This is a genomic window from Shewanella putrefaciens (genome assembly GCF_016406305.1).
Classification (GTDB): Bacteria; Pseudomonadota; Gammaproteobacteria; order Enterobacterales; family Shewanellaceae; genus Shewanella; species Shewanella putrefaciens_C.
Map to the genome: position 1 here is coordinate 1,844,311 of NZ_CP066369.1, position 26,569 is coordinate 1,870,879.

20 protein-coding genes and 3 pseudogenes are annotated in these 26,569 nt (G+C 45.7%); 13 read left to right on the forward strand and 10 right to left on the reverse strand.

What is annotated here, in order from left to right; translation table 11 throughout:
• Positions 1-4: 4 nt before the first annotated feature.
• On the reverse strand, positions 5-2,218 hold the full coding sequence (locus tag JFT56_RS07945; protein ID WP_198783110.1) for a M3 family metallopeptidase: 2,214 nt from the start codon (positions 2,216-2,218) through the stop codon (positions 5-7).
• 273 nt (positions 2,219-2,491) lie between these two features.
• Between JFT56_RS07945 and JFT56_RS07950 the strand changes: the two genes are divergently transcribed.
• The 3 genes from JFT56_RS07950 (at position 2,492) to JFT56_RS07960 (ending at position 6,188) form a co-directional block, all read left to right on the forward strand.
• Complete coding sequence (locus JFT56_RS07950) at positions 2,492-4,144, forward strand: dipeptidase (RefSeq protein ID WP_198783111.1); 1,653 nt, start codon at positions 2,492-2,494, stop codon at positions 4,142-4,144.
• A gap of 414 nt (positions 4,145-4,558) precedes the next feature.
• Complete coding sequence (locus tag JFT56_RS07955; protein ID WP_198783112.1) at positions 4,559-5,449, forward strand: TIR domain-containing protein; 891 nt, start codon at positions 4,559-4,561, stop codon at positions 5,447-5,449.
• Positions 5,450-5,675: 226 nt separating this feature from the next.
• The gene (locus JFT56_RS07960) at positions 5,676-6,188 is read left to right on the forward strand and encodes a hypothetical protein (protein ID WP_198783113.1); all 513 of its coding nucleotides are present in this window, start codon (positions 5,676-5,678) and stop codon (positions 6,186-6,188) included.
• Between the two features lie 231 nt (positions 6,189-6,419).
• On the opposite strand, the pseudogene JFT56_RS07965 reads toward JFT56_RS07960, so the two are convergent.
• Positions 6,420-6,584, reverse strand: a pseudogene (locus tag JFT56_RS07965) (IS982 family transposase); the annotation flags it as partial.
• Between the two features lie 124 nt (positions 6,585-6,708).
• Between JFT56_RS07965 and JFT56_RS19915 the strand changes: the two are divergent.
• A pseudogene (locus tag JFT56_RS19915) lies at positions 6,709-7,699 on the forward strand (transposase).
• 721 nt (positions 7,700-8,420) lie between these two features.
• Here JFT56_RS19915 and ggt read toward each other — a convergent pair.
• Positions 8,421-10,160 carry a gamma-glutamyltransferase gene (ggt, locus tag JFT56_RS07975; RefSeq protein ID WP_198783114.1) on the reverse strand — a complete coding sequence of 580 codons (1,740 nt, stop codon included), beginning with the start codon at positions 10,158-10,160 and terminating at the stop codon, positions 8,421-8,423.
• 107 nt (positions 10,161-10,267) lie between these two features.
• On the opposite strand from ggt, the gene JFT56_RS07980 reads away from it, so the two are divergent.
• Positions 10,268-11,545 (forward strand): GNAT family N-acetyltransferase, encoded by a 1,278-nt coding sequence (locus tag JFT56_RS07980; RefSeq protein ID WP_198783115.1) that lies wholly within the window; start codon positions 10,268-10,270, stop codon positions 11,543-11,545.
• Between the two features lie 75 nt (positions 11,546-11,620).
• On the opposite strand, the gene JFT56_RS07985 is transcribed toward JFT56_RS07980, so the two are convergent.
• Positions 11,621-12,244 (reverse strand): LysE family translocator, encoded by a 624-nt coding sequence (locus JFT56_RS07985; RefSeq protein WP_198783116.1) that lies wholly within the window; start codon positions 12,242-12,244, stop codon positions 11,621-11,623.
• A gap of 377 nt (positions 12,245-12,621) precedes the next feature.
• Between JFT56_RS07985 and JFT56_RS07990 the strand changes: the two genes are divergently transcribed.
• Positions 12,622-14,049 (forward strand): diguanylate cyclase, encoded by a 1,428-nt coding sequence (locus JFT56_RS07990; protein ID WP_198783117.1) that lies wholly within the window; start codon positions 12,622-12,624, stop codon positions 14,047-14,049.
• A 171-nt stretch (positions 14,050-14,220) separates the two neighbouring features.
• Here the strand turns inward: JFT56_RS07990 and hppD are convergent, their stop codons facing one another.
• On the reverse strand, positions 14,221-15,261 hold the full coding sequence (gene hppD / locus JFT56_RS07995; RefSeq protein WP_198783118.1) for a 4-hydroxyphenylpyruvate dioxygenase: 1,041 nt from the start codon (positions 15,259-15,261) through the stop codon (positions 14,221-14,223).
• A gap of 73 nt (positions 15,262-15,334) precedes the next feature.
• Complete coding sequence (locus JFT56_RS08000) at positions 15,335-16,495, reverse strand: homogentisate 1,2-dioxygenase (protein WP_198783119.1); 1,161 nt, start codon at positions 16,493-16,495, stop codon at positions 15,335-15,337.
• 214 nt (positions 16,496-16,709) lie between these two features.
• Between JFT56_RS08000 and JFT56_RS08005 the strand changes: the two genes are divergently transcribed.
• Positions 16,710-17,624 (forward strand): LysR family transcriptional regulator, encoded by a 915-nt coding sequence (locus JFT56_RS08005; RefSeq protein ID WP_198783120.1) that lies wholly within the window; start codon positions 16,710-16,712, stop codon positions 17,622-17,624.
• 92 nt (positions 17,625-17,716) lie between these two features.
• Positions 17,717-17,887 (forward strand): annotated as a pseudogene (locus JFT56_RS08010) (AIM24 family protein); the annotation flags it as partial.
• 39 nt (positions 17,888-17,926) lie between these two features.
• Here the strand turns inward: JFT56_RS08010 and JFT56_RS08015 are convergent.
• From JFT56_RS08015 to JFT56_RS08025, 3 genes are all read right to left on the reverse strand, one after another.
• Entirely contained in the window at positions 17,927-19,198 is a 1,272-nt protein-coding gene (locus JFT56_RS08015) for a hypothetical protein (RefSeq protein WP_198783527.1), read from the reverse strand.
• A gap of 365 nt (positions 19,199-19,563) precedes the next feature.
• Positions 19,564-19,902: a hypothetical protein gene (locus JFT56_RS08020; protein ID WP_198783121.1), complete on the reverse strand. Its 339-nt coding sequence runs from the start codon at positions 19,900-19,902 to the stop codon at positions 19,564-19,566.
• An 84-nt stretch (positions 19,903-19,986) separates the two neighbouring features.
• On the reverse strand, positions 19,987-20,451 hold the full coding sequence (locus tag JFT56_RS08025) for an EVE domain-containing protein (RefSeq protein WP_198783122.1): 465 nt from the start codon (positions 20,449-20,451) through the stop codon (positions 19,987-19,989).
• 256 nt (positions 20,452-20,707) lie between these two features.
• Here JFT56_RS08025 and JFT56_RS08030 point away from each other — a divergent pair, with 256 nt between their 5' ends.
• From JFT56_RS08030 to JFT56_RS08050, 5 genes are all read left to right on the forward strand, one after another.
• Positions 20,708-21,106 carry a DUF6508 domain-containing protein gene (locus tag JFT56_RS08030; protein ID WP_233095580.1) on the forward strand — a complete coding sequence of 133 codons (399 nt, stop codon included), beginning with the start codon at positions 20,708-20,710 and terminating at the stop codon, positions 21,104-21,106.
• Between the two features lie 123 nt (positions 21,107-21,229).
• The gene (locus tag JFT56_RS08035) at positions 21,230-22,957 is read left to right on the forward strand and encodes an AMP-binding protein (RefSeq protein ID WP_198783123.1); all 1,728 of its coding nucleotides are present in this window, start codon (positions 21,230-21,232) and stop codon (positions 22,955-22,957) included.
• A 195-nt stretch (positions 22,958-23,152) separates the two neighbouring features.
• Positions 23,153-23,917, forward strand: coding sequence for a substrate-binding periplasmic protein (locus tag JFT56_RS08040; RefSeq protein ID WP_198783124.1), 765 nt, complete (start codon positions 23,153-23,155; stop codon positions 23,915-23,917).
• Positions 23,918-24,000: 83 nt separating this feature from the next.
• Positions 24,001-25,029 carry a M14 family metallopeptidase gene (locus JFT56_RS08045; RefSeq protein ID WP_198783125.1) on the forward strand — a complete coding sequence of 343 codons (1,029 nt, stop codon included), beginning with the start codon at positions 24,001-24,003 and terminating at the stop codon, positions 25,027-25,029.
• Entirely contained in the window at positions 25,026-25,904 is an 879-nt protein-coding gene (locus tag JFT56_RS08050) for an alpha/beta fold hydrolase (RefSeq protein ID WP_198783126.1), read from the forward strand. Before JFT56_RS08045 ends, JFT56_RS08050 begins: the two co-directional genes overlap by 4 nt.
• A 29-nt stretch (positions 25,905-25,933) precedes the next feature.
• On the opposite strand, the gene JFT56_RS08055 is transcribed toward JFT56_RS08050, so the two are convergent.
• The gene (locus tag JFT56_RS08055; protein ID WP_198783127.1) at positions 25,934-26,341 is read right to left on the reverse strand and encodes a YccF domain-containing protein; all 408 of its coding nucleotides are present in this window, start codon (positions 26,339-26,341) and stop codon (positions 25,934-25,936) included.
• Between the last annotated feature and the right edge of the window lie 228 nt (positions 26,342-26,569).

The window sequence follows — 26,569 nt, forward strand, 5'->3', positions numbered from 1 at the left end:
CGCTTTAATCCGCCAATAGACCGCGACTACGTAGCAGCGGCTCTATGCCGGCTTCTTTACCGCGGAAGTTTTTATACATCAACATAGGATCATCGCTGCCGCCCTTTGACAGGATATTATTATGGAAGGCATCTGCGGTGGCCTTGTCGAAAATCCCATTTTCTTTAAAGGCTTCGAAGGCATCCGCCCCTAAAATATCCGACCAGAGGTAGCTGTAATACCCAGCAGAATAGCCGCCCGCAAAAATATGCGAGAAGTAAGTGCTGCGATAGCGTGGGCTGATTTCTTTAATTAATCCCATCGCCGTTAATGAGTCGGCCTCAAACTGAGCCGCATCCTTGGGAGTGGTATCCGTCAGTGTGTGCCAGTCTAGGTCGAGTTTGGTCGCCGCCACATATTCAACCGTGGTAAAACCTTGATTGAACTTGCTGGCCGCTTGGATTTTCTTCACCAATTCCTGCGGGATCACTTCTCCAGTTTTGTAGTGTTTGGCAAATTGCGCCAGCACTTCTGGCTGAGTCATCCAGTTTTCGTTCACCTGTGAGGGGAATTCCACATAATCACGTGGCACTGCGGTGCCGCCCTGTGAACGGTATTCCACCTTCGATAACATGCCGTGCAGGGCATGACCAAATTCGTGGAAGAGTGTGCTGGCTTCGTCGAAGGTCAGCAGTGCGGGTTCATTACCCACTGGGCGAGGGTAGTTGAGTACGTTAACAATAATAGGTTTAGAATCAACACCATTCATATTGTATTGCTTGCGGTAGGAGTTCATCCAAGCGCCGCCACGTTTGCTGTCGCGGGCGAAATAGTCACCCATAAAGATGGCCATTAACTTGCCGTCTTTATCGTAAACTTCGAAGGTGCGGACCTCTGGATGGTATTTGGGTAAGTTGGTACGTTCTTTAAAGGTCAGGCCGTATAGACGGTTCGCCGTGTAGAACACGCCCTTTAATGTGCTGTCGAGGGAGAAATACGGACGGGTCTGTTGCTCGTTAAAGCTGTACTTAGCCACCCGAATTTTGTCGGCGTAGTAATCCCAGTCCCACGCTTGCAGGGTAAACTTGCCCCCTTGGCTGTCGATCAGGGCTTGCATATCCGCCACTTCCGCTTTGGCTTGGGCGAGTGCCGCTGGCCATACTTTATTCAGTAAACCGTAGACATTTTCTGGGGTCTTGGCGGTGCGTTCTTCGAGGACAAAGTCCGCATGGGTTTTGTAACCCATCAACTGGGCGCGTTCGGCACGCAGGGCGGCAATCTTAGCGAGGATAATCTTGTTATCGTTGGCGTTATTGTTATTACCGCGCTCGATATACCCCTTGTAGAGCTTTTCACGTAACTCACGATTATCGGCGTAGGTTAAAAAGGGCGTGATTGAAGGGCGTGAAGTCGTAAATACCCATTTGCCTTCATGGCCGCGTTTGGTCGCGGTTTGGGCGGCGGTGGCAATCACATCATCGGGTAAACCGGACAAATCGTCCTTGGAGTCGATCACAAGTTCAAAGGCATTGGTTTCGGCGAGTAGGTTGTCGCCGAAGGCTAAATTCAGTTTACCGATTTCCTCATTGAGTGCTCGCAGCTTAGTCTTATCCTGCTCGCTTAAGTTAGCGCCGCCGCGGGTAAAGGATTTATAGGTATCTTCCAACAATTTGGCCTGCGCCGTATTGAGCCCTAGGCTGCCTTTGGCATCGTAAACGGTTTTAACGCGCTGAAACAGTTTATCGTTAAGCAGAATATCGTCTTCGGCGGACGATAGCATGGGCGACACTTCTTTCGAAATGGCTTGCAATGCAGGCGTAGTATCTGCGCCCGTTAGGTTAAAGAAAACGTTAGAGACTCGGGTGATGAGATCGCCAGAAAACTCCATGGCTTCAATGGTATTGGCGAAGGTGGGCTTATCTTTATTATCGACAATGGCCTGAATTTCTTCGTGCTGTTGGGCGATCCCCGCTTTAAATGCTGGGAGGAAATGCTCAGGCTTAATTTTGTCGAAGGCCGGAATTTCCATAAAAGTATCATAGGGTTTGAAGAATGGATTGCTTGCATTTTCGCTAATGATCTGTGCCGACATCGCATTCGGCGCCGCGATAGCTTGCACAGCCGTGTCGCTTTGCTGGGCGCTGCAACCGCCTAAGGCCAAAGCGAGTGCGATTGCACTGAAGGTGAGTTTAGCTGCGCGCGGTTTGAGGGCTTGTGGTTTGAGTATTAGTCCCTTCATTATTTGTTTCCCGTTCTGTCTATGGTGGTGATGGAGGTTGCAATGGCAGATAGCCAATAACCCTTAAATGGATGTTAAGTTGTCTGTTTTACATGTATCGAGCGAGGGGTTCCATCGATTTTGTATTTTGTTTGTAACAAATATTGAGTAGCAGACTTTTACGCAAAAAACTATGGCAAACTTGGCGCTGCTTCTAAGCCCAATATGATAGCCGATGCTTCTCAGTCGCTTGTTGCACGTTCCTAAATCCCTAAAATAATAAATAGGACCCCTATGGATCTGCCTCTTTTTAACTATGCCAAATGCAGTAGAGCTTTTTCTTATTCAGTGTTAGCTGCTGCACTTTTTGTGTCGAGTCAAAGTGTTGCCTCTCAAACCGTTCAAAACCAAGCCGTTGAAACCCAATCCGTTGAAATCAAGGTTCCCTCACTGAGTGCAAATGCGCTCAAGGTCGCCGATTATGCGGTCACTCAATACGATACGGCTATGGTGCAAAGTTTAACTCAGTTAGTGAGTTTTAATACCGAGGCGATAGCGGGGCAGACTCCTGATACTAACCCCGCCTTTGTGGGTTTTAAGTCGAGTTTGAAGCAACTGAGCGAAGCTCTCGGGCTAGATTATGCCGACCATGGTTATGTTGTGTTGATAGGTCTTAATGCCAATGCGGCGGATAATCAAACCAAAAAATTGGGCATAGTCACCCACGGCGATGTGCAGCCAGCCAATCCGGCATTGTGGGCGCAGAGCCCTTATCTGCTCGATACCCAATCTGAACCTGGCAAACTGATTGGCCGCGGCACTGAGGATGACAAGGGCGCGATTGTCACCGCCATGTATGCGATGAAGGCGATTAAAGATAAGCAAATTAAGCGCGATAGGCGCATCGAACTCTTAGTGTATTTAGCCGAAGAGTCCGACTGGGACCCCCTAAAAACCTTTTTAGCCAGCTACACACCCGCGGACATAAACATCACTATCGATGCAGAATATCCCGTGGTTACCGCCGAAAAAGGCTGGAGCAAGATTAGTTTTACTGTGCCTAACTTTGCGATCCCCAATGGTGAGATTAAAGCAGAGGCTTCAACTCAAACGCCCATATTAACCGCTTTCTCTGGCGGCTATTTTGCCAGCCAAATACCGCAGCAGGCTGAGGCGGAAATTAAAGCCCTAACCCCTGAATTATTTGCTAAGTTACAGGATCGCGCCACGCATCAACAGGGGATGAAGTATCGCTTCGAGCATAACTGCGCCAACAGCCAATGTGATGTGCATATTTTTGCCGATGGCAAGGCGGCTCACTCTTCGACGCCGGAAGATGGTGTCAATGCCGTAACTCACTTAGCGGCCCTGCTTGACGCGCACTCTTGGCCAAAAACGACCGCCTCTTTAACCCTTGCCGCCATGAATGAACTGGTGGGATTAGGGATTTATGCCGAGCAATTTGGTGATTTGGCCTATAAAGATGACTTTATGGGCGCATTGACACTGGCGCCCACTGTGGTTGCGCAAACGCAGAAGGGCACTGAAGTCACCATTAATTTGCGCCGCCCAATCGGTAAGACCCCTGAGTTATTGTCTGCCCAAGCGCAGGCGGCATTAATAAACTGGCAGGATAAACATCAGGTAAAATTGAACGATATTGAAAGCTACTGGGGTGAGCCTATGGTGATGAAAGATGCGCCGCAGCAACAAACCCTGCTCGATGTATTTGCCCACTTCACTGGCATAGTCGACCCTAAACCCTTAGCCATTGGCGGTTCGACCAATAGTAAACTGTTCCCCAGTGCCTTAAGTTTCGGCCCCGCCATGCCGGGCGTGGAATACACGGGTCATACCGAAAAAGAGTTTATTACCCATAAGCAATTTATGCTGAACCTAAAAATGTATACCGCGGCATTTATCGAACTATCGGCGGTGAAATCTTAGGTTTTTGCCATGAAAAACTTCGTTTAAATTCTTTAATCAAAATCAAAGTCGTGGGGTTTCACCCCTGATTTTTAATCAAGATCCGACCAAGGAGGGCTGCTCGTGGTCATGCCCGCAATGCTACTTGTAGTTTATTGGGGGGATAAGACAATAGGAGTTTGTTCCTGAAAATTAATGTATTGAAAATATTATGTTTTTAATTATGTGTAATTTACATACCGTGCTAAAACGCTTCTTGGTATGTAAGGTCTCGATTTTTCTGAATGAAAAAATGTTGAAAACTCTTCATAAGCGATGCTAAGTTACTGCAATATTTAAATTATTTATTCGGATTGTTCGAAGGTTAAGCCATTTACGGCTTGGGTTTCGTTAGAAGTCCGGGTAATACACTGTTAGGCAATTAAGGAGGTCACTGTGGCAACCAGAAAGAAAACAACAACTACGGAACCCAAGGTCCCTGCAGAACTGTTGATCTCAAGAGACGATGCCAAATCAAAACTTCAAGAAAGAATTCAAAAAGGGCTTGAGATAAAGCAAGTCCAAATAAGCTCAAGAGAAGCACTCGACACGGCAAACAACGAATACAGCAAGTGGAATTCATTCAATACTGAACTCCTAAAAAGAATTTTCACAACAGATGAGCTTTCGGAAGAATACTCCCGCTGGAGCGGCATCAGCACCATAGCAATGCACGAGCCATCTCTTGGCGAAAAAATTTCAGACCTATACAAGAATATCGATAGAAAAATTCATCGCATAGATTCGATTATTGAAAGGCTAGAGCTTATTCCATTGAAAAACACCACCTCGTCGGACACAGCGGCAGAGGAAAATTCGTCACACACTCAATCTAAGACCAAGAAGGTATTTATTGTCCACGGGCACGACGAAGTTGCAAAAACCAGTTTAGAGGTTTTTCTTCATGAAATAGGGTTAGAACCCGTTGTTCTGCATAGACAAGCAGACGAGGGCTTAACCGTTATCGAGAAATTTGAGAAGCATAGCGATGTAGGTTATGCATTTATTCTATTAACGCCAGATGAAATCGCCTACATTAAGTCCGAACAAGCAAAACAAGACAATGAGCGGGAAAAAGAATTTCGTGCAAGACCAAACGTGATTTTTGAGTTTGGCTATTTTGTAGGAAAACTAGGCAGATCAAGAGTTTGTTGCCTATACACCGGGGATGTTTCTTTACCGAGCGATGTAGGCGGAATGATCTACAAAAAATTTACGAGCAATATTGAAGAAGTGGCATATAGCATCATTAAAGACCTCAAGGCATCCGGTTATGCAATTGCCTAACAAATGGTTCAAATCGCTCGCTTCGCTCACTGGGACCGGCTAAAGCCGGCCCCTTAACCAAACGTTAACTGCAGAGAAACGCATGCGGGACCTTCTAAAAACACAAATCGTTGCAGAGGATCTTAAGCGTCTGTACTACGAAATAAATAATTCCAGACGGTACCCTTTTCGATTCCGACAGGCATTTGAACAGTACATATACAAAAGCCAGCAGTTAACAGAAACAATGCGCAAGGAGTACCACGCTCTAACCGGAGAGAACTGGATAGCAGGAGAATTTACTGGCTGGAATGTATATACAAATATTCTAAAAGCACTTCGGAACGCCACTTATCATGGTTATCCTTTAGCCCTCCATGGAACGGCCCTCACATTGTATCCGGGAGTTGAATTCGCTACCGATAGTGAACCCTTATCTGAGTTAGATTTTATTCGTGGCTATCGAGTTATGGAGTCAACTTTATTCATTGAATTGCCTTTCGATGAAGAATTCCTTCCAATTAGCGCTGGATTTCCCATAAAAAACATAACTCCAGGCGGCCCTACACATGCATTCCCAATTAAAGAATTCATAAGCTATAAGCTCACTTGGCGCCTTCTTGAAGAAGGCGTGCGAAAAGCCACAGATAAGGCTGGAACCACGGACGTAGTCAAAATTACGCTACACAGCTATCCTGCTCTAGTCGCGTACAGCAAATATTACGCAAGTGTTCTAAATAAAAATCGTGCAAGCAGCTAACAATAGGTTCAAACCGTTCGCTTCGCTCACTGGGACGGGCTAAAGCCCGCCCCTTAACCAAACGTTAGTTGCACAACTATAATCGAGCCGTTGATGAAAATAAATATGTACGCAAGACTCTTAAAGTATAGGGAAAATGGCTTTACGCTCGCAGGGCAGTACAGAAGGCATATACCATTAATGCTTTTCCGTTTAGTGGTAATTCTATTTGTAATTTAACCTGAGATCGGTTTAACAAGCCATAACTGCAATAGCATTAAACTCTGCGTTAGTGATGTTCAGTTGTGGCTTATTGTCTTTCAATTTATAGGCGATAAGTCCCGCAATCATATTGAGCATAAAACCATGCACACTGCGGTGTCTGGAGTGCTCTATCTGTGAGATATTTTTTAACCGAAACAACAGAGAACAACAGGAACAACAGAAAAACAACAGAAAAACAACAGAGACACCCATCCTAAATGGCGTGCTAGTTAACCTCCTACTATGCTTTGGTTAAGCATTAAACAAGGAGGTTGGTATGCCGCGTCCTCGCAGAACTCAGATAAGTCTTGAACTCTCACCTTAACATCAGTCCCTATTACCATTGCTGTAGCCGCGTTGTGCGGCGTGCGTTTTTATGTGGCGATGATGCTTATTCGGGTAAAAATTATGACCATCGTCGTGCTTGGGTAGAATCGCTACTGTTTGAACTTGAAGCGGTTTTCGCTATTGATGTGGCGGCCTTTGCGGTGATGTCCAATCATCTGCATGTGGTACTACGGGTCGATATCGACAGCGCCAACCGTTGGACTGACCGCGAAGTGCTTGAGCAGTGGCATAAGCTATTTAAAGGCGATGAATTAACGCAAAAATTCGCCAAAGGTGAGTTAGTTGAAGCGCATGAGGTCAACAGATTAAGGCATTCAATCGCCATTTATCGCAGCCGTTTGTGTGATATTAGCTGGTTTATGCGCTGCCTTAATGAACCCATCGCAAGGCAAGCAAATCAAGAAGATAACTGTACTGGCAGGTTCTGGGAGGGGCGGTTTAAATCACAGGCCTTACTCGATGAAGCTGCCGTTTTAGCTTGTATGGCCTACGTTGATTTAAATCTGATTAGGGCCCAACTGGCTGATACGCCAGAGCAATCCGACCATACCAGTATCCAGTTGCGTATTAGGGCGGCGCTAAAAGGTGAGCAGCCCAAAAATCTACTGCCTTTTATCGGTAATGAGCGCGATAACCAGCCCAATGGCATTGCGTTTTCATTATCGGATTACCTCGAATTGGTAGAGGATACAGGTCGAATTATCCGCAATGACAAACGGGGTGCCATCAGTGAAAATAGCACCAAGTTACTGACAAGATTAAATATCCCCCATGACAATTGGCTTAAGCTCACTACTGAGTTTGGCAAATTATTTCATGGTCCAGTGGGTACGCTGCAAGAACTGACTGATTACTGCGAACATTTAGAAAAGCGACGACGGCACTTTGCGGCAAACTGTCAGCACTTTCACTGCAACTGATAGCGATTTATATCGCTTCGAAAGCAACCCTTGTTGAGTATCTCTCAAGCACTATGGGCTGACTTGTCACGCCTGAAATACACTATTTTGGAATAAATTAGCTCAAATTTTTGCCTCAGATGCTGCCTCTGCGACTTTTGATGATTTTCATACAAGCCATTTTAGCCAGTATAGGTTGTAGGCAATCTGAAAGTGCATTATGTTGTTGATTTAAAATGGATGGCTAGTTTTTACTGATTTAAAATGGATGGCTAGTTTTTATTCTCAAGCACTATGGGCTGACTTGCCACGCCTGAAATACACCATTTTGGAATAAATTAGCTCAAATTTTTGCCTCAGATGCTGCCTCTGCGACTTTTGATGATTTTCATACAAGCCATTTTAGCCAGTATAGGTTGTAGGCAATCTGAAAGTGCATTATGTTGTTGATTTAAAATGGATGGCTAGTTTTTAAGAGAGCTTTCTACAAATGTAAATAGTAACGTCATCACATAACAAGGCGTATTGTCACCGCTAGCTCGGCTGGGATGGCTTATGCTACGCAGCTGCCTTAAAGCTTCGCGTTACCCCATAGATGTATTAATCTGAAACTCACCAATTAGAGCTAAAAATCTAATAAGGTGATGTCTCTTTTAGCTTTTTTCCCGAAGTCTGCACAATAAAAAGCCCTGATACATGCAGTGATGAATGGCAGGGCTGTTTAATCGACAGCATAAATAGGCTAGTAGCCTATAGCTTCGCTACCCGAGTGGCGCGGATCTGAAGCGCCAAAAATCCCTTGTTCGGTCACCATGATTGATTGTGTGCTGCCCATAGCGGACTGTACTTTCACTTTGTGGCCTTTGGCTTCGAGCAGGGAAATGGTATCGCGGTTAAGGCTAGATTCGACCCGCAGTTCATCGGGTAGCCATTGGTGGTGCACCCGCGCCGCATTGCTGGCTTCGGCAATATTTAAACCGTGGTCTATCACATTCATGATGATCTGTAAGGTTGTGGTGATGATCCGCGAGCCGCCAGGGCTGCCGGTGACTAAGAAAGGTTTACCGTCTTTCATCACTATGGTTGGGCTCATGGAACTCAGCGGGCGCTTATTGCCTTCAACCGCGTTGGCATCGCCGCCAACTAAACCGTAGCCGTTTGGCACGCCGGGTTTAGCTGAGAAATCATCCATCTCGTTATTGAGTAAAATTCCCGTTCCCTTTGCCACTAACCCTGAGCCGTAGCTGAAGTTTAGGGTATAAGTGTTTGACACTGCATTGCCCCACTTATCCACCACCGAGAAGTGGGTGGTTTGATCGCTCTCATAGGGCGCGAGTTTACCCGGTTTGATCTCCTCGCTTGGAGTCGTTTTATTGATGGCGATTTTGCTGGCAATTTTTTGGGCGTAGTCCTTACTGGTTAAAGCTTTGACGGGCACCTTATAAAAGTCGGGGTCGCCTAAGTATTCGCTGCGATCGCTATAGGCTTGTTTCATGGTTTCCGTCATCAAATGGAGTGTTTGGGCGGTATTATGGCCGAACTTATCGATGGGGAACTGCTGAAGCACATTGAGCATTTCAATGATATGTATGCCGCCCGATGAAGGGGGGGGCATAGAGACTATCTCGTAGCCTCGGTATTCGCCGCGCACGGGTTCTCGTTCGACAACCTTATAATTTTTAAGATCGTCTAAGGTCATAATGCCGCCAGCTTCCTGCACAGCATTGACGAGCTTGGCTGCTGTTTCACCCTCGTAAAAACCTTTAGTGCCTTGTTCAGCGATAAGGCGTAGCGAGTGGGCGAGTTCGGGTTGTTTTAAAATATCATCGACTTGATAATCGCTGCCATCGGCTTTATAGAAAATCGCGGCAGTGCTTGGCCATTGGCTCATCCGGCGTTTTAAGCCTGTGAGGGACACTGCCAAATCGGGGGTGACACTAATACCTTCCTGTGCCATTTTAATGGCGGGGGTTGTGACCTCGGCAAGCGTCATAGTGCCATATTTTTCAAGGGCTAAACTCATGCCCATTACCGTACCTGGGACGCCCACCGCAAGGCCGTGCTCGCGGCTTAGTTTCGGCACGGCATCGCCATTTTCATCGAGGAAAATCTCTTTTTTCGCCTTGGATGGGGCCATTTCGCGGTAATCGATGGCGATGGTTTTGTTTTCTTTGGCAATATGCACCAACATAAAGCCGCCACCGCCAATATTGCCCGCCCGGGGTAAAGTGACGGCTAAGCTGAAGGCAACCGCCACGGCCGCATCGACGGCATTGCCGCCTTGTTTAAGAATTTCTACCCCCGTACGACTGGCGAGCATTTCTTGACTGGCAACCATGCCATGCTTAGCCCACACAGGTTGTGCGGTGGCCATTTGGCTGAAAATGGAAGGTTCATCGGCATAAAGCGTTGGGGAGGATAACAGTGGTAAAGCCATGGCAATGGCAAGAAGAAGCGGTTTAAGCTGCTTTGTTGGACGCATGTTCAATCCTGAATTTATTTTTGTTATGGCTATGCAATGTGCCGAGAATTAGGCTTAATTGCAACCTCATATGTTTGCTTATCACCCTAAGGATGAGAATTTACCTGATGACGCCGCTGATTTTGGCCTTTGCAAGTTCAATCGCTGATATTGCATCCCATGGGTGGAATGCCGTGATGGGCAAGGCTAACCCCTTCTGCCGCCATGAGTTTCTGTTGGCGCTTGAACAGAGTGGCTCAGCCAGCGCCGCAACGGGCTGGCTCCCTAAACATCTGTGTGTATTTGATGCCAGTGGCATGACTCACCTTGAATATGCAGAGGTGATTGACGATAGCATTAGCTTGAGTTCGCAGGGCGCAAAGCATTTTATCGATTTGCCGCTTTTAGCTGTGATGCCCCTATACCAAAAGTCCCACTCCTACGGTGAATATGTGTTCGATTGGGCGTGGGCAGAGGCCTATGAGCGCCATGGCTTGGATTATTATCCTAAGTGGGTGAATGCTGTCCCTTTTACCCCAGTACAGGGGCGGCGGCTGGGCATTCAGCCCGAGTTAGCCAATGTGGAGCAAATACGCATAGCCGAACTCTTGCTGCAAACATTGGATAGCCAACTAATGGGAGCGCGGGATGATACCCCGCTGTCCTCATGGCACTGTTTATTTGTGTCACCCTCACAAGTTCCCTTATTTGAGCGCGTGTCGGCGCCGCTTATAAGGCGCTTAGGCACACAATTCCATTGGCATAATCGGGGTTATCGGGATTTTGAGGATTTTCTGGCGGGTTTTAGCTCGCGTAAGCGTAAAAATATCTTGAAGGAGCGGGCGCAGTTACAGCCGTTTAATCTTAAGTTTCATTTTGTTGAAGGTGAACAGATTAGCGCTTCGCAGTGGCAAACATTTATCCAGTGTTATCAATTAACTTATCTTAAGCGCTCAGGCCATCGGGGTTACTTAACCCCAGCATTTTTTCTACAGTTGGCGGGGCAATTAGCCGAACACCTCCTACTGTTAGTGGTAGAAGATGCAAAGGGCGAGATGATCGCAGGGGCTTTGTATCTTAAAGGCGAGCATACCTTAGGGCAGAAATGCTTATACGGTCGTTATTGGGGCACGACGGTCGAACTCGACGGCTTACACTTTGAAGCCTGCTATTACCAAGGCATTCAATATTGTATTGAACATGCGTTCCAATTGTTTGATGCGGGAGCGCAGGGCGAACATAAGGTGCTGCGCGGCTTTGAGCCCGTTGAGATGTATTCCTACCATAACATTGCCCATTCGGGATTTAAGGCGGCGATTGCGGATGTTGTCATGCAGGAAACGGAGCAAATGCAGCAATATATAGTGCAAATGCGAGATATGCTGCCCTATAAAAAAGCGATCTAACGGATTTGTAGATCGCTTATCAAGCTTGTAAATCGCGGTGCATTTAGCTCTTCGTTATGCATTGAGCTTGGCCAATTAGCTTATGGCTAACCAAATACCTACGCCTATCATAAGGCTACCCGCAATACGATTTAACCAACGGATATTATCACCACGGCTTAGGAAGAGTCGCAGGCTTTTGCCACCACTGGCGTAGGCGAGCATGGAAGTAAACTCCGTCATCATGATAATGCTCAGCAATGCGATAAGTTGGGGGGCAACGTCGCGCTCGGCATTGATAAAGGGGGGCAGCAGCGACACCATAAATGCCCAGCCCTTAGGATTAGCTATAGCAGTGATAAAGCCTTGGGATATCAAGGTGAAATTACTGACTCTTGGGTTAGTTTTATCATCGCTTAAAATGGCCATCTTGCCGCGGGCACGCCACATCTGCACACCGATATAGCCTAAATAAATGCCGCCAATCCATTTAAATATTTGAAATACTTCCGGATAGTTAAGCATGATGCTGGCAACACCCATCACGGCAGCGGTGGCAACTAATGCTACTCCTACAAGTTCGCCGAGCATCATCCACAGGGTGCGACGCACGCCTATGCTCATCCCAAGCGTCATGGCTAGGGTCATACACATGCCCGGAGTGATAGCAACAAAGAAGAAAGTCGGGATAAACACCGCGAGTAAGGCAAAATCTGGCATGGTTCGGTTCGTTTTGAGTCTGTACTAGAGGGCCGTTAGTGTAATGAAAATGGGGGATTTAGCCAATGCATGACACCTGTGTTTAGGCAAGTAACTGTAACTTAGTGTGTAAATTCTGTGACTTCACTCCAGCTATGTTTCCATTGTCTAAGATGGCGAGTTGATAAGGTGTTCATTTCCTTATTGGTAAATTCTGTTACAACACTCATAATCTAACCCTATTGGATACCAGCCAAGTGGACAAAGACATCAATAATTATAATGTGATGAAATCGCTCGTTCGAAGCTGAATTTTTGCACCGAACCTGCTGAGTTGCCTAAATTGGCATTTCATTCGCGATAGTGATCTCGGCGCATCAACGGAGTTTATATACGGATTGAAGACACTTTTATCAAGACACCTTCCCGCAAAGGAGGGGTTGTTATCGCTTATTCTCGCGGCAGTTCTGTACTACTGTGCAGGTTTTATGGGGCAAACACTCTTTAGTTTGCAACCATCAAATATCACCCTTATCTGGTTACCTTCAGGCATTGCACTAGTCATGTTGCTCATCTGGGGTTTTAGGGCCTTGGGGCTGATTTTTATCGGCAGTTTTTTACTCAATATTGAGGGCATGTTACTTCAAAACTCTGTGGCCTTATCTGTGCTGCATACATCGGTGGCGGCTGTAGTCGATGCGCTGGCGCCAACCTTATCTTTATTGTTACTGCGCCGTTTTTTACCCTATGGTGCCCGTAACGCCAATGATTTACTCAAATTTGTTGTCCTAGCTGGGATAGTACCTATTTTATGCTCTAGCGGCCTATTATCGTGGAACTTAGTGCTGGGGCATTACATTGAGCCTTCGGCTTTTTGGGATATGGGGCAAATGTTCTTTTTCGCCGACATACTGGGTATCGTCTTGGTATATCAGATCTATGCCGGTTGGATGGAAGTTAATGCCCTAAAGATTGAACGCAAGCGCCATATACTGCTACCACTTATCGGTTTGCCCCTATTTTGCATTGTGGGCGTATTGTTTGACTTGGGTTGGTTATTCTATATTGTTCCACCGCTTTTAGTGGTATTAGCCTTTGAAGTTACTCGCTTTTACCTCGCAATATTTAGCAGCTTATCTTTGTTGTTTATGATTTTAGCGACGGCGCAAGGTGTTGGGCCATTCATTAACCAAACACAAGTACAGACGAATGCAGAGATGATGGCGTTTGTATTGTCATCGGCATTGACCATTTTTGGAGTTTCACTGCAGCGGGCACAGTTGCGTCGTTCTGAAAAAGATAAGCAAACGGCTGAAAAAGAAGCACAATATGATCCCCTTTCAGGTTTGATGAACCGACGTGCCTTTATGCCGCAACTTGCACAATTGACGACAGAAAATGCATATCAAGGTCGCTGCAGCGTGGCAATGTTGGATTTGGATAACTTTAAAGCGATCAATGATACCTATGGTCATAGAGTGGGTGATAGGGTGATCCAACTGCTGGCGCAGATCATTCATAATCATTGCCGTAGCCAAGATATTGCCGCGCGTTTAGGTGGGGAGGAGTTTGCCTTAGTGCTAAAGGATATCGACGCAGCGCAAGTGTTTCCTTTGCTTGAGAGTATTCGCAGTAGGTTGGCGAATATGTCCATTGCCGCAGAGGATCGCACTATTTATTGTACTGTGAGTATTGGGTGGGCGGAAAGTGGTATTGGAGTAGAAGGTGAGGCTCTATTGCACTTAGCCGACAAAGCCCTTTATCAAGCAAAGGCGAAGGGGAAAAATTGCATTGTTAAATTCGAAGCGGCAACAGACCTAGTCTAAATATAGGGCGGAGTCTAGGGCGGAATCTAGGGGAGCATGGCGGATAAGTTGAAACAAATATGCGTCAATGTATAGGGCAGTCCCTGTGCGCTGGTTAACTTGCTCGAATGGGTTATGTTACTCATATAAAAAAACGGTGCGCAATGGCACCGTTTTTTTATCTGGTAAGCTTTACAGTACGCCGCGGCGCATTTGATCCCGTTCAATCGACTGGAACAGGGCGGTAAAGTTGCCTTCACCAAAGCCTAAGTTATTCTTACGTTGAATAATTTCGATGAAAATAGGCCCGAATAGATTCTTAGTGAATATCTGCAGTAAATAACCGGAGTCATCACCATCGACTAAAATTTGATGGTGTTTGATACGATCACGATCCTCAGTCACCTGGGGCAATTTATCGAAAATGGTGTCGTAGTATTCGGGAATAATGTCTAGGCATTGAATCGAACTGCCTTCCATTGCATCTAAGGATTTGACGATATCGCGGCTTCTAAAGGCTAAGTGCTGCACACCTGGGCCATTGTATTCCTTAAGATATTCATCGATTTGGTTTTTATCGTTGCCTTTACCTTCGTTGATGGGAATACAGAAACTGCCATCGGGTGAGCGCAGGGCATAGGACACTAGCGCGGTTTGTACGCCGCTGATGTCAAAGTAGCGCACTTCCGTAAAACCAAAAATGTTTTTATAGAAGTTAGCCCAATGTTCCATTGTGCCTTTGTAGACGTTGTTGGTTAAGTGATCGACTTCAATAAAGCCTTTCTCTTGGGTGATGATTTGCTCATCTAAATCTTCAAAATCAGTGGCATAGATATTGTTATCCGCACCGAAGGTGTCGATAAAATAAATTAAGCTGTCACCAATGCCGTAGATAGCCGGATAGGGCAGATCTTTGTTGGCATCATCGGCGGGTTTTGCGCCGCGCTCAACGGCAACTCGATAGGCAAAGTTTGCATCTTCGACACGCCAGCCCATAGAACAAATTGCAGGACCGTGGGATTTGGCAAATTTAGCCGAAAATCCGTCGCGCTCAGTGTTGAGCAGGAAGTTAATATCATTCTGTTTATAATAGAGAATGTCTTTATTTTTGGCTTTTTTCAGCAGGGAAAAACCAAAATCGATAAAGACCTTATGCATAAAATCACTATCGGGGCTGGCGAATTCGGTGAATTCGATACCTAATAAGCCCAGTGGATTGAGTTCGCTTGCCATGATCCTTTCCTCATTTATTGGTGCAACACGCTATCACTCTCATTGCTCCAGCGGGAGCCTTGGTGACTTAGGGCTAGTTTTCTAGCCAAGAGCGGTTGTAGTCTTTGCTCATGCAATTTTGTACATGTTCGGTTAATTTCAGTGGGGCGAAGGTGTCCACCATCACTGCATATTCATAGGTGTCTTTTTTGCCGATAGAGGCTTCAGTACGGCCCGGTTGTGGTCCGTGGGCAACACCTTTTTGATGTAAGGTGATATAGCCCGCTTCTATTCCGGTGCGGCTCATAAAATCGCCGTCCACATAATAGAGGACCTCGTCACTGTCGATATTGTTATGGTAATAGGGCGCTGGAATCGCCTTGGGATGGAAGTCGTATGGGCGTGGCACAAAGTTACACACCACAAAGTTATGGGCGGTAAAGACTAAGTGATCCGACGGTGGCAAATGGATTTTACCCACCTTAGGGGCGTATTCGGTAATATTGAATGCCCAAGGGTAGACACAACCGTCCCAACCCACTAAATCAAAGGGATGCCACTCGAGTGTGGTGAGTTGGTACTTATCACCAAACTTACACACTAAGGGGAAGGTACCGCGTTCAACTACAGCCGCTTGTAGGCTAGGCACACGAATATCCCGTTCGCAGTAGGGGGCGGATTCGAGCAACTGGCCATATTCATTACGAAAATGTTTAGGCACTTCCACCATAGAGAATGCTTCGATCACAAATAAACGTACATTACTGTAATCATTGAATTTAAGCTGATAAGTGGTGCCGCGGGGAATGACTAAATAATCCCACTTTTGTACGCTAATAGTGCCGTATTCACTCAGGAGAGTGCCTTCACCTTGATGAACAAAAACCACTTCATCGGCGTAGGCGTTACGGTAAAACTCAGCGGTATCTGTGGTTACTTTGGCGGTATAAAGGGCCACATCATTGTTATAAAAAATCTTGTTACGGGCGCTAAAGAAGTTGCCTTCACGGTCGGCTTCGCGGGAATCGAGTTTATAGTTCTGTACGAGTGAATCTTCCCAGTTTGCACCATGGCCTAGGCTGTAGGGCGCGACTTCTAACGCCTTGGTCGGCATATTGTGATGATATTTATTGGAATAAATATTGGAAAAACCATGGGTGGAGAAAAGCTCCTCGCGGTATAGCTCGCCGTTTTCCTTTTCAAATGCGATATGGCGCTTTTGGGGGATTTGGCCTTGTTTCACATAAAATGGCATGGTTATTCCTTCAATATTGCGTTGCAGGATTGCCTACATCGCTGGTCGTTATACTGCAAGTTGCATAAGTGTGATCTTGTTATCAATTTAGTTGCTTAGATGAACAAAAAAAAGAATAATAAATCTGTTATCTCAATCTAAAAAATAGATGGTATTCTAATCTTTACGAATCGTATTGTTTACGTGACATTTTCATTAGCGCCAAGGAGTCACCATGCGCATTGATATTGAGGCCTTTAATGTACTGCAGGTGCTGGTGGAAGAGGGCAGTTTTGCCAAGGCGGCGGAGCGGTTACACAAGGCGCAATCGGCGGTGAGTTATCAAGTTAAAAAGTTGGAGGAGCATTTAGGCGTATCGCTTTTTAGCCGTGAGCAATACCGCGCAGAGTTGACCCCAGAAGGGCGAGTGATTTTGGCCGAGGGGCAAAGATTACTGCAACATCTTGCAAATATTGAACATTTAGCCAGTCGCTTTAGTGAAGGCTGGGAGCCCAAGCTGGAATTAGTCATAGATGGTGCCCTGCCTATGGAGCCGATAATGACGGCGCTTAAGCGTATGGCGGAGCATCAGATCCCCACAAAAATCCAACTCAATATGGAGTTTTTAGGCGGCGTACAGCACAGATTCGAGCGGGATAATGCCGACCTTATGCTGGTGAAAGACTACCGTACAGGCCCCTACTATCATCCGCAGCCGTTACCCGCAATCACCAGTATTCTGGTGGCGAGTGCATCCCACCCCCTCGCGGTCATTAAAGAAATTAGTTTGCCTGAATTGCAGCAGCATGTGGAATTGACGATCGAAGACTCGTCACCGAATAAAAGTTATCGGGATGAAATGCAGTTTGGCGGCGATAAAGTGTTTTATCTTTCTGGTTTTATTATGAAGAAAAACGCCTTACTAAAAGGCTTGGGTTTTGGTTGGTTGCCGGATTTCTTAGTGCAAGAAGAGTTGGCCAAGGGGGAATTAGTTGAAATTGATTTTGTGGGTGGCAGCCGCTACACCTTTATTCCACAGTTAGTCTCGACGTTAGAACGGCCATTAGGGCGTGCAGGGCAGCTCTTTACTGAATTGATTTTAGAAGAATTTGCTAAGGCAGAGCAGTTTAATGGTGTGGGTTTGGGGTGATAAGTCTTTGCTTGTCATCGTTTGATATAAGTTACCGCATAAAATAATTGCATCTTAACTTTTTATGGGCGATGGCTCTGGGCCTGAGTCAGGCTTTTTTGGTTGCAGCTTTAGGTACACGCGTGACGATGAAATTGAATCGCCGCTTAGGTACGGGATTTTTCGGTGGCGAAGGATTTATTCTGCAAAGCTTACAGGGTGATGGTATGGCGTTTATCCATGCGGGCGGCACCTTAGTGAAAAAAGAACTAAAAGGTGAAACCTGTCATTTCCTTCAACGTTTCAAGCGTCTTTAGTTGTTGCTAAGGCCGCGTTTGGTTGTTAAGGCTTTGCTGAATGCGTCTTTCAACTAGTTTAGATATGAGATACATCATCAAATAGCCCGTGCCTAAGGCTAAAATCACCGCGACGACATTCTCCGTATACAGGCGGTAAGCGTAGAAAGTACCGACCAGTACTGCGATACCAGCAAGGCGAATAAGTAGGCTTTGAGTAAAGTAGCCATGAGCTTTGATATAAGCTAGCTGGTAGCCATTGAGCATCATAAATATAAAAAACATGGAGAAATGCATTAATACTGGGGCCGCTTTAATATATTGCTCGGGGAACAACCAAGCGACTAACGGCTTGCTCGCAAAGACCATAACGACAAAAAAAATACCGCTGATCCACAAAGAAACTTTCGTCAGCCATGACTTTATTTGTTGGACTTCAGCAAAACGGTTTTCTCGTACGCACACTGCAACTTCGGGCAGTACAAACCGGTAGATGGGAAAGACAAAAAGTAGGGTGAGGTAAGTGATCATCGGCCGCACCACTACTTGGAAATCACCCAGTTCATCTATGCTGAAATAGGCAATAGTCAGCAGTACAGTGATGTAAATCATCAAGATACTGGCACCCGCTTCCATGGACGCCGTCAGGCTTTTCTTCATAAAACTGCGTAAACCCGTATCAAAATGCACTGCACTTAAGGGCGGAGTGGCAATATCTTTGCGCCGTTTTAAGTACATATATAAGGCAATGATGAGCGAAGACAGTGTCATGCTGTAAAAGAGTGATGCAATGGCGGTTTGTTTTAAGCCATAGAAACATAATAAAAAGCTAGTCACTTGCGCGAGCGGCTCTAACCAAGTGACTCGATTGGAGATGGCATATAGCCGGTACATGGCAATTTGATTGGTAAAATAGACCTTGAGCCCCATACTCAAAATAATCCCAACCAATTGAAAATATTCTACATTAAGATGCAATTTGTGCTTGATATAGGGTAAAACTAAGCCCCATGTCAGTAGTACCATAGCGATCAAGCTGTAGCGGAATATATTGGTGATATCCACATCTTGCTTGGTCTGGGAGTAGGTCACCACCATAGAGGAGCGAAATCCCGTCATTAGGATTAGCGACAGTGAGATAATGTCGATCACTGTGTGATAGAGCGCTAGATCGGCTTTGGCAACCCATTGTGCTAGCCAGAGTTTAAATAGAAACCCCACAGAAATACTGGCGAGTGATGCCCAGAACCCCGCAATAATTGCCTGCTTAACCCGTTGAAGTGAGGTGCTTTCCATTATCAAAATCCAGCGTTAGTCTACGGTCATTATCGGGATGCTATGAATTCAATTAAGATTTTGCCTTAGTCGCATGAGTATTTTTAGGTGACACTTATCTTGTTCTGTTCAATATCTTTTCACCCTACATGAGTCTAGCATTTAGCCAATTTACGACCAATAGCCAGATAGTAAAGATATGATAAATATCAATATGTTGCTTTATTGTAAGTTAGAACGTTATTGAGTGAGGACTGGGGTGATAAATTGTCTTACAGACAATGTTTTTTGATAGATCAAAGCAGTATTAGGAAGTACAACTACGCCCAGATAAGAACTGGGCGTAGTTGTAAAAGTGTCAGTTATAAATACCATTTTGCCATGCGAAGTTAATCGGTAATGATATTGACTATATCGAGAATTTGACGGCTTTTTTCATCTAACTTAATAATAGAATCTTCGACTTGAATGCTGATCCGGCCATCTTTATCTAAAGGAACGACAATACGGCCGCGGTCATAGATGTCATAGTCAAGCACATCGCCACGGCGAAGTTTTTTCTGCCAACCCGGTGGTAGTGGCTCTCCTCGCTCAACTTTTTTCTGTAATCCTGGTGGTAAGTCTTTGTCTTTTTTAACTTGATCATTGTCAGGTTTAGCAAAGGCTAACATGGGGGCCATTAGGCTGAATGTGAGGCCTGTGATAATCACTAAGGTTAATTTATTCATCTATGCTCCTAAAAGCGTTTAGTTGATACAGTGACAATAGTTTAGCTTAAATGAACCTTAGCTGAACGTACTATGTCATCGGGTTTATTGACGGGTTAACATGAGTACCGCTTGCCATTGTTCGGCCGTGACGGGTTGAATACTGAGCCGAGATCCCTTAGAGACTAAATACATATCCGATAGTTGTGGCAGGCTTTTTATCAGACTTAAGGGAATAATATCATTAAATTTTTCGACAAAACGAATGTCGACCCTTAGCCATCTTGGTTTAGCGGGATCTGACTTAGGGTCGAAATATTTTGAGTCGGGATCAAAGGCGCTACTGTCGGGATAGGCCTGTGTCACGACTTCGGCAATCCCCACAATTCCGGGGACTTTGCAGCTTGAGTGATAAAAAAACACTTTGTCGCCAATTTGCATGGCGTCACGCATAAAATTACGCGCCTGATAGTTGCGAATGCCAAACCAAGCTTCGGTCTGGTTCGGGCAAGCCTTAAGATCATCGATGCTGAATTCATCGGGCTCTGATTTCATAAGCCAATAGTTCATCTTGTTTCCTTACTGCTCATTTCTGTTAATTGCTTTAATGCCCTTGAGTTTAACTTAATCTTTCCTCATCCCCTAGTTAACCACCTGTTATGGCTATTGTTGATTTGATTAAGTTGCTGTTCAGATAGCGCGGCTTACCCTGTAGGCATCAATGATGTTTGGTATGCCTTATGCAGCTTTCAGTGCATTAGGCAAAGCGTCAATTTCGAGCGTGTTCACTGGCTCTTTGATAACCCAAATCAGTGGGGTGCACTATATGGTAACTTCAACAATGTCGACAACTTCAACCATGACGTCTGACTGTGGTTTGTACACTAAATATCTCAAAGATCTCACCGCAGGTGACGTGAGTTTACACCATGATCGCATGTTGGAATTCATCAACGATTTGACCACCCAAGGCTGGTTGTTAGCGAATTTCACCTGGGATTATTGGTACAATAACAGCTACTTAGTCGACAAGCCTGCCTATATTCGCGATGCAAGCATTGCCCAATGCAAGTTGCTGTTGACCGCAATGACGCGCTTAGAAGTCTTTAGCCCCGGCGTGTTAGAAAATATGCGTCGTCAAGGTATTTTGCTGGCGATTGTTGAACGGCTCCAAAGTTTGAATGTATCTAAATCTGATACACATTTTGAATTTATAAGTCGTTAAACCTATGGCGAATGACTTGCCATATTCTTTAGTCTAATAAGGCGTTTTTTTACTTGTGACCTAATCCGTGGATTGGTTAGTTTGGAGTTCGCTAACCATAATAATAAATGCACGGAGGCCTAAATGTCTGTTTCAACTCGCCAAGCAAGCGATTCCCTCAAGCCCGCCCCACTCAAATACAGCGAGTTTCGGGGGGGAACAACCCCCGAACTCGTTGATAAAACCATAGGCCAATATCTGGATGATATTGCTAAAGCTTATCCCGACCAGCTCGCTGTCGTGGTTCATCATCAAGATGTTCGCTGGAATTATCGTCAGTATCTTGCGCAAATCGACTCGCTTGCCACAGGATTATTAAAACTCGGTATTAAGTCTGGTGATAGGGTGGGGATTTGGTCGCCTAACAATATTGAATGGTGCCTAACCCAATATGCGACCGCTAAAATTGGCGCCATTATGGTATGTATTAACCCTGCTTATCGCCCTGAAGAATTGCAGTATGCCTTAACCAATGTGGGGTGCCGCGCCCTGATTTGTGCCGATAGGTTTAAGTCCAGCAATTATCTTGAGATGTTATACCAATTGGCGCCCGAGTTAACGACTTGCCCTGCAGGTAAATTACAAGCCAAAGCCGTACCTGAGCTTGAGTTTGTGATCCGTATGGGCGCTGAAAAATCCGTCGGTATGTTGAATTTTGATGACTTGATCGTTGATGTGACCGCCGCTGACAGGATAATGCTCAAGAGTATTGCTAAGGAATTAAGCCCCTTTGATGCCATTAATATCCAGTTTACCTCTGGCACCACGGGTAGCCCGAAAGGTGCGACCCTATCTCACCATAACATTTTGAATAATGGTTATTTAGTCGCAGAGGCGATGAAATTTACCTGTCACGATAAACTCTGTATTCCGGTTCCCTTATACCATTGTTTTGGCATGGTGCTTGGTAATTTAGTGTGTTTAGCGAAAGGCGCTGCGGCAGTATTTCCAGGGGAGTCCTTCGATCCGCTCACAACCTTGCAAGTTGTTGAAAATGAGCGCTGCACAGCTTTGCATGGTGTTCCAACCATGTTTATTGCCGAACTTGAACACCCTGAGTTTGCGCGTTTTGATTTGCGTTCACTGCGAACCGGTGTCATGGCGGGGGCAACTTGCCCAGAGGAGGTGATGCGCCGGGTACAAAACCTGATGTATATGCAGGAGGTACTTATTGGCTACGGTCAAACTGAATGTAGCCCGCTTAACCACATCACTGAGATTGATTCCCCCGTCGAAAAGCGGGTATTGACTGTGGGGCGAGCATTACCCCACACCGAAGTGAAAATCGTTGATGAATTTGGTGAGGTGTTGCCGATTAATCAACCCGGTGAAGTCTGCAGTCGCGGTTATTGCATTATGCAGTGTTATTGGAACGACCCCGACAAAACGGCGGCAACCATTGACAGTGAGGGTTGGCTGCATTCGGGCGATATTGGCCAAATGGATGAGCAAGGCTATGTGCAAATTGTTGGCCGAATTAAAGATATGATTATTCGCGGTGGCGAGAATATCTATCCCCGTGAAATCGAAGAGAAGCTCTATACCCATAAAGATGTGCAGGATGCGGCGGTCTTTGGGGTACAAAGCGATAAGTACGGTGAAGAAGTCTGTGCTTGGATCAAAGTTCGCTCGGGAGCTTCGATTTCAGAGGCGGATATTCGGCATTTTCTTACCGAGAAGTTTGCCTACTTTAAGGTGCCGCGCTATATCAAATTTGTGGAGCAGTATCCTATGACTGTCACAGGTAAAATTCAAAAATTCAAAATGCGCGAGCTTATGTATCAAGAACTGCATCAAGATATTAATGGCTAAACGCTACTGTGTTTAGCCTGATACTATTTTGTTAGTGCCTTCCTCAAGCCGCACCATGCGGCTTGATTTCTATCATTTGTCATAAATCTTCACTTTTCCATAGTGACTTCAGGCATATACTAAACGAGGATGTAGTATTTTACGGCGTTAACGGTTATTTAAAGTAGATAGTTCCATTATGGTCAAGGAGTCAATATGGTCAGATGGTGTGTAGCACTCCTTTGTCAGGCCTTGTTTTTCATTGGCTTGTCGATGACTCCCGCTAGGGCTGACACCTTAGTACTGACTTCTTTACTTTGGCCCCCTTATTCCGGACAACAATTAGCGCAGCAGGGCGCGAGTATTGCGGTTACCCGTGCGGCACTCAAAGTGATGGGGCACGAGTTGAAAGTGGACTTTTACCCTTGGAGCCGCGCGGTTAAATTGGCCTCTATGCCTAGCGGCGATTACCAAGGTTATTTGCCTGAATACTACTATGATACTGAAAAATTTGTATTTTCTAGCTCCATTGGTACTAGCCCATTAGGATTGGTCGAACAAACATCCCATCCCATCAGTTGGCATTATGTGGCAGATCTTAATCGCTACACTTTAGGTGTCGTGAAAGATTATGTGAATACTGATGTGCTCGATAGCATGATTGTATCGGGTGCCCAAGCCGTAGAAGCCGTCACTTCGGATGAACATAATATTAAAAAGGTGGCCGCAGGCCGTATTGATGCAGCGGTAATAGATGTGAATGTGTTGCAATATTTATTGAAACAGAAAACCCTGCAGCCACTGGCTGATAAGCTTCAAATTAATCGACAGCTTCTCGCAAATAAGCAGCTTTATATAGCCTTTAGAAACAATGATGAAGGCCGTCGTTGGCGGGACATAGTCGATCGCGGGCTAGCACAAATTGATGCCGAAGCCTTAGCCAATGATCTGCTCTACCATGATGACGCTGTTACTGAATAGTTCCTGTCATACAGCTGTCGTAATTTGCCATTAGCATCAGTTTAACGGTATGAGTCATTGCTCATCTCACTATTCTGGATGATATGGATAAACTTCCCTTTGAGTTAGATACACTGCAACAACTTATTGATACTCATCATCTTAAGTTGCAGTACCAAATCCTCGCTGACATTCCCTTTCGAAATGAGCATTTCCCCCTTTATAGCGTTGAACTTGGGGTGATTGCCGAGCCTTGTCCAACTGTGCTGTTTGTTGGTGGTGTACACGGTGTCGAGCGCATTGGTGCTCAGGTGATATTGGCACTGCTGAACAGCTTGCTGCAACGCCTTGTATGGGATAAACATTTACAGCAACTGTTGAGCGGAATTCGGCTCGCCTTTGTCCCCGTGGTCAACCCTGTTGGTTTGTTTCTGGGAACTCGAGGTAATGGCAATCAAGTGGATTTGATGCGCAATGCCCCGATAGACTCCGCTGAAAAAGTGTCTTTTATGGTTGGGGGCCAGCGTTTATCCCCCCGTCTGCCATGGTTTCGAGGCATTGGTGGTATGGAGCTTGAGACCGCAGGTGTGGTTGCCTATGTACAGCAACTACTCAAGCGCAGTACGAGTCTGATTTCATTAGATGCCCATTCGGGTTTCGGCTTGACCGATCATATTTGGTTTCCTTATGCCCATACCCGCGCCGCCTTTGAAAATGCCCATTTTATCTTTCATCTTAAGCAATTGTTTGAAATAAGTTATCCCCATCATGGCCATTATCGATTAGCGCCGCAGAGTCAATTTTATCGCACCCACGGTGACATTTGGGATTATCTCTATTGCCAGCATCAGGGTGAGATGTCGAACGCGGCAGTGCCCTTTTTGCCCTTGACTCTTGAAATGGGATCTTGGGCATGGATAAAGAAAAACCCAAGGCAGATTTTTAATTTTGCAGGTTTTTTTAACCCGCAGAAAACCCATCGTCACCACAGGATTTTGCGCAGGCACACAGTGCTGATGCAATTTTTAATGGAGGCGGCCTATGCTAAAGAATTAGAGCAATTATCGTCTGAGCGTTTAGCCGAATTGGCCCAGAGCGCACAGCATTTTTGGTATCGGGAGGCTAAGTCATGACGACTTGGGTGTTATTACGCGGCTTAATGCGAGATCAGCGCCATTGGCATGGCTTTGATCAGCGGCTTCGGCAGAAGGGATTGAGAGTCTTAACCCCCGATCTCCCCGGAAATGGCCGCCTTACACATATTACGAGTCCGCTGAACATCGCCGACTATGCCGCGGCGGTCTGGCAGCAAATTGACGAGCATTGCAGTGAGGCTGAACCTTTTTATCTGCTCGGTTTATCCATGGGCGGCATGCTAGCAATGGAGATGGCTCGCCAAAGGCCATGGCAGATAAAACAGGTATTTATCCTTAATAGTAGCGCTGCTAATTTATCAACTTGGTTTCAAAGATTTAATCCAATTCATGCAGTTAAAGCTATTTTTTTGAGAAAAAAAGGCAAAGATTTAAATGCGATAGAATCGAGCATTGTGCGTTTGACCAGTTTTCGCCACCGCAATGATAGGCAGCTTATTGCCCATTGGAGTCAGTTGCGTAGGGCATCTTGCCCTAGTTTGAGTAACACATGGCGCCAGCTTTGGGCGGCATTGATATATCAGTGCCCAGCCACACTTTTTGTCCCAGTTAGCGTACTTTGCGGTGACCGTGATGCGCTCGTGAGCATTGAGTCCAGTCGTGCCTTGGCAAGGCATTTTCAAACTGAATTAATTGTATTGGCCTATTGTGGCCATGATGCGGCCATCGATGTACCAGCTAAGTTGGCACATTACCTGTTGGCATTGGCGCAGTCGGTTAAGATCCCCAAATCCACTTTACAGGCTGAAACAAGCGTCAAAAATGTTCACATACTGGATGAAGAGCGAAGGCAAGATGAGGCTGGGTTGCTGGAGTGGGATAAAAAGGCGCTATCCAAGGTTGAGTGTGAATAGCGCCGATCCACGTTAAGTTGCGTTGGTCGTTAAGCTTTAGCCACGACGGTTTGACCTATTGGGGTGAGGCTTAACAGTGCCAATTTAATATGTTGGATCCCAAATGGGATGCCGATTATGGTCACAAAGCAGGCGAGGGCATGGGCTAAATGGCCTATGGCTAACCAGATCCCAAAGAGTAAGAACCAAATGATATTGCCTATCATACCAAAGGCGCCGGTGCCTAAATCTTCACGCCCTGTTAGATGGCGGCGATTCATTTGCTCTTGACCGAAGGGCCAGAAGGTCATTTCGCCAATCACAAAACAGGCGCGGCCAAAGGGAATACCGATAATACTAATAAAGCACAAAATACCGGCGAGCCACCAAGCCAGTCCCATCACAAACCCTCCTAGGACAAACCACGCAATATTGAATACTAAGCGTAAAAGCGCCATGGAAAACTCCTTATTATCTTACAGACTTATTTTATTGGCCTACGGCTTGGGAAATACCTCTGCCACCACCGAGCGTTAATTTGATATTGCGAGAATTGTGCCAGTTATTTTGTTCTTAATAATCAGTCTATTGTCTTGTTTTTGTTGAGTGCTGATTGTGAGTTTCACCAAAAAGTCGTGAAATTACTAACTTCTTAAGGGCATGTTTTATAAAGGGGCTTTATACCA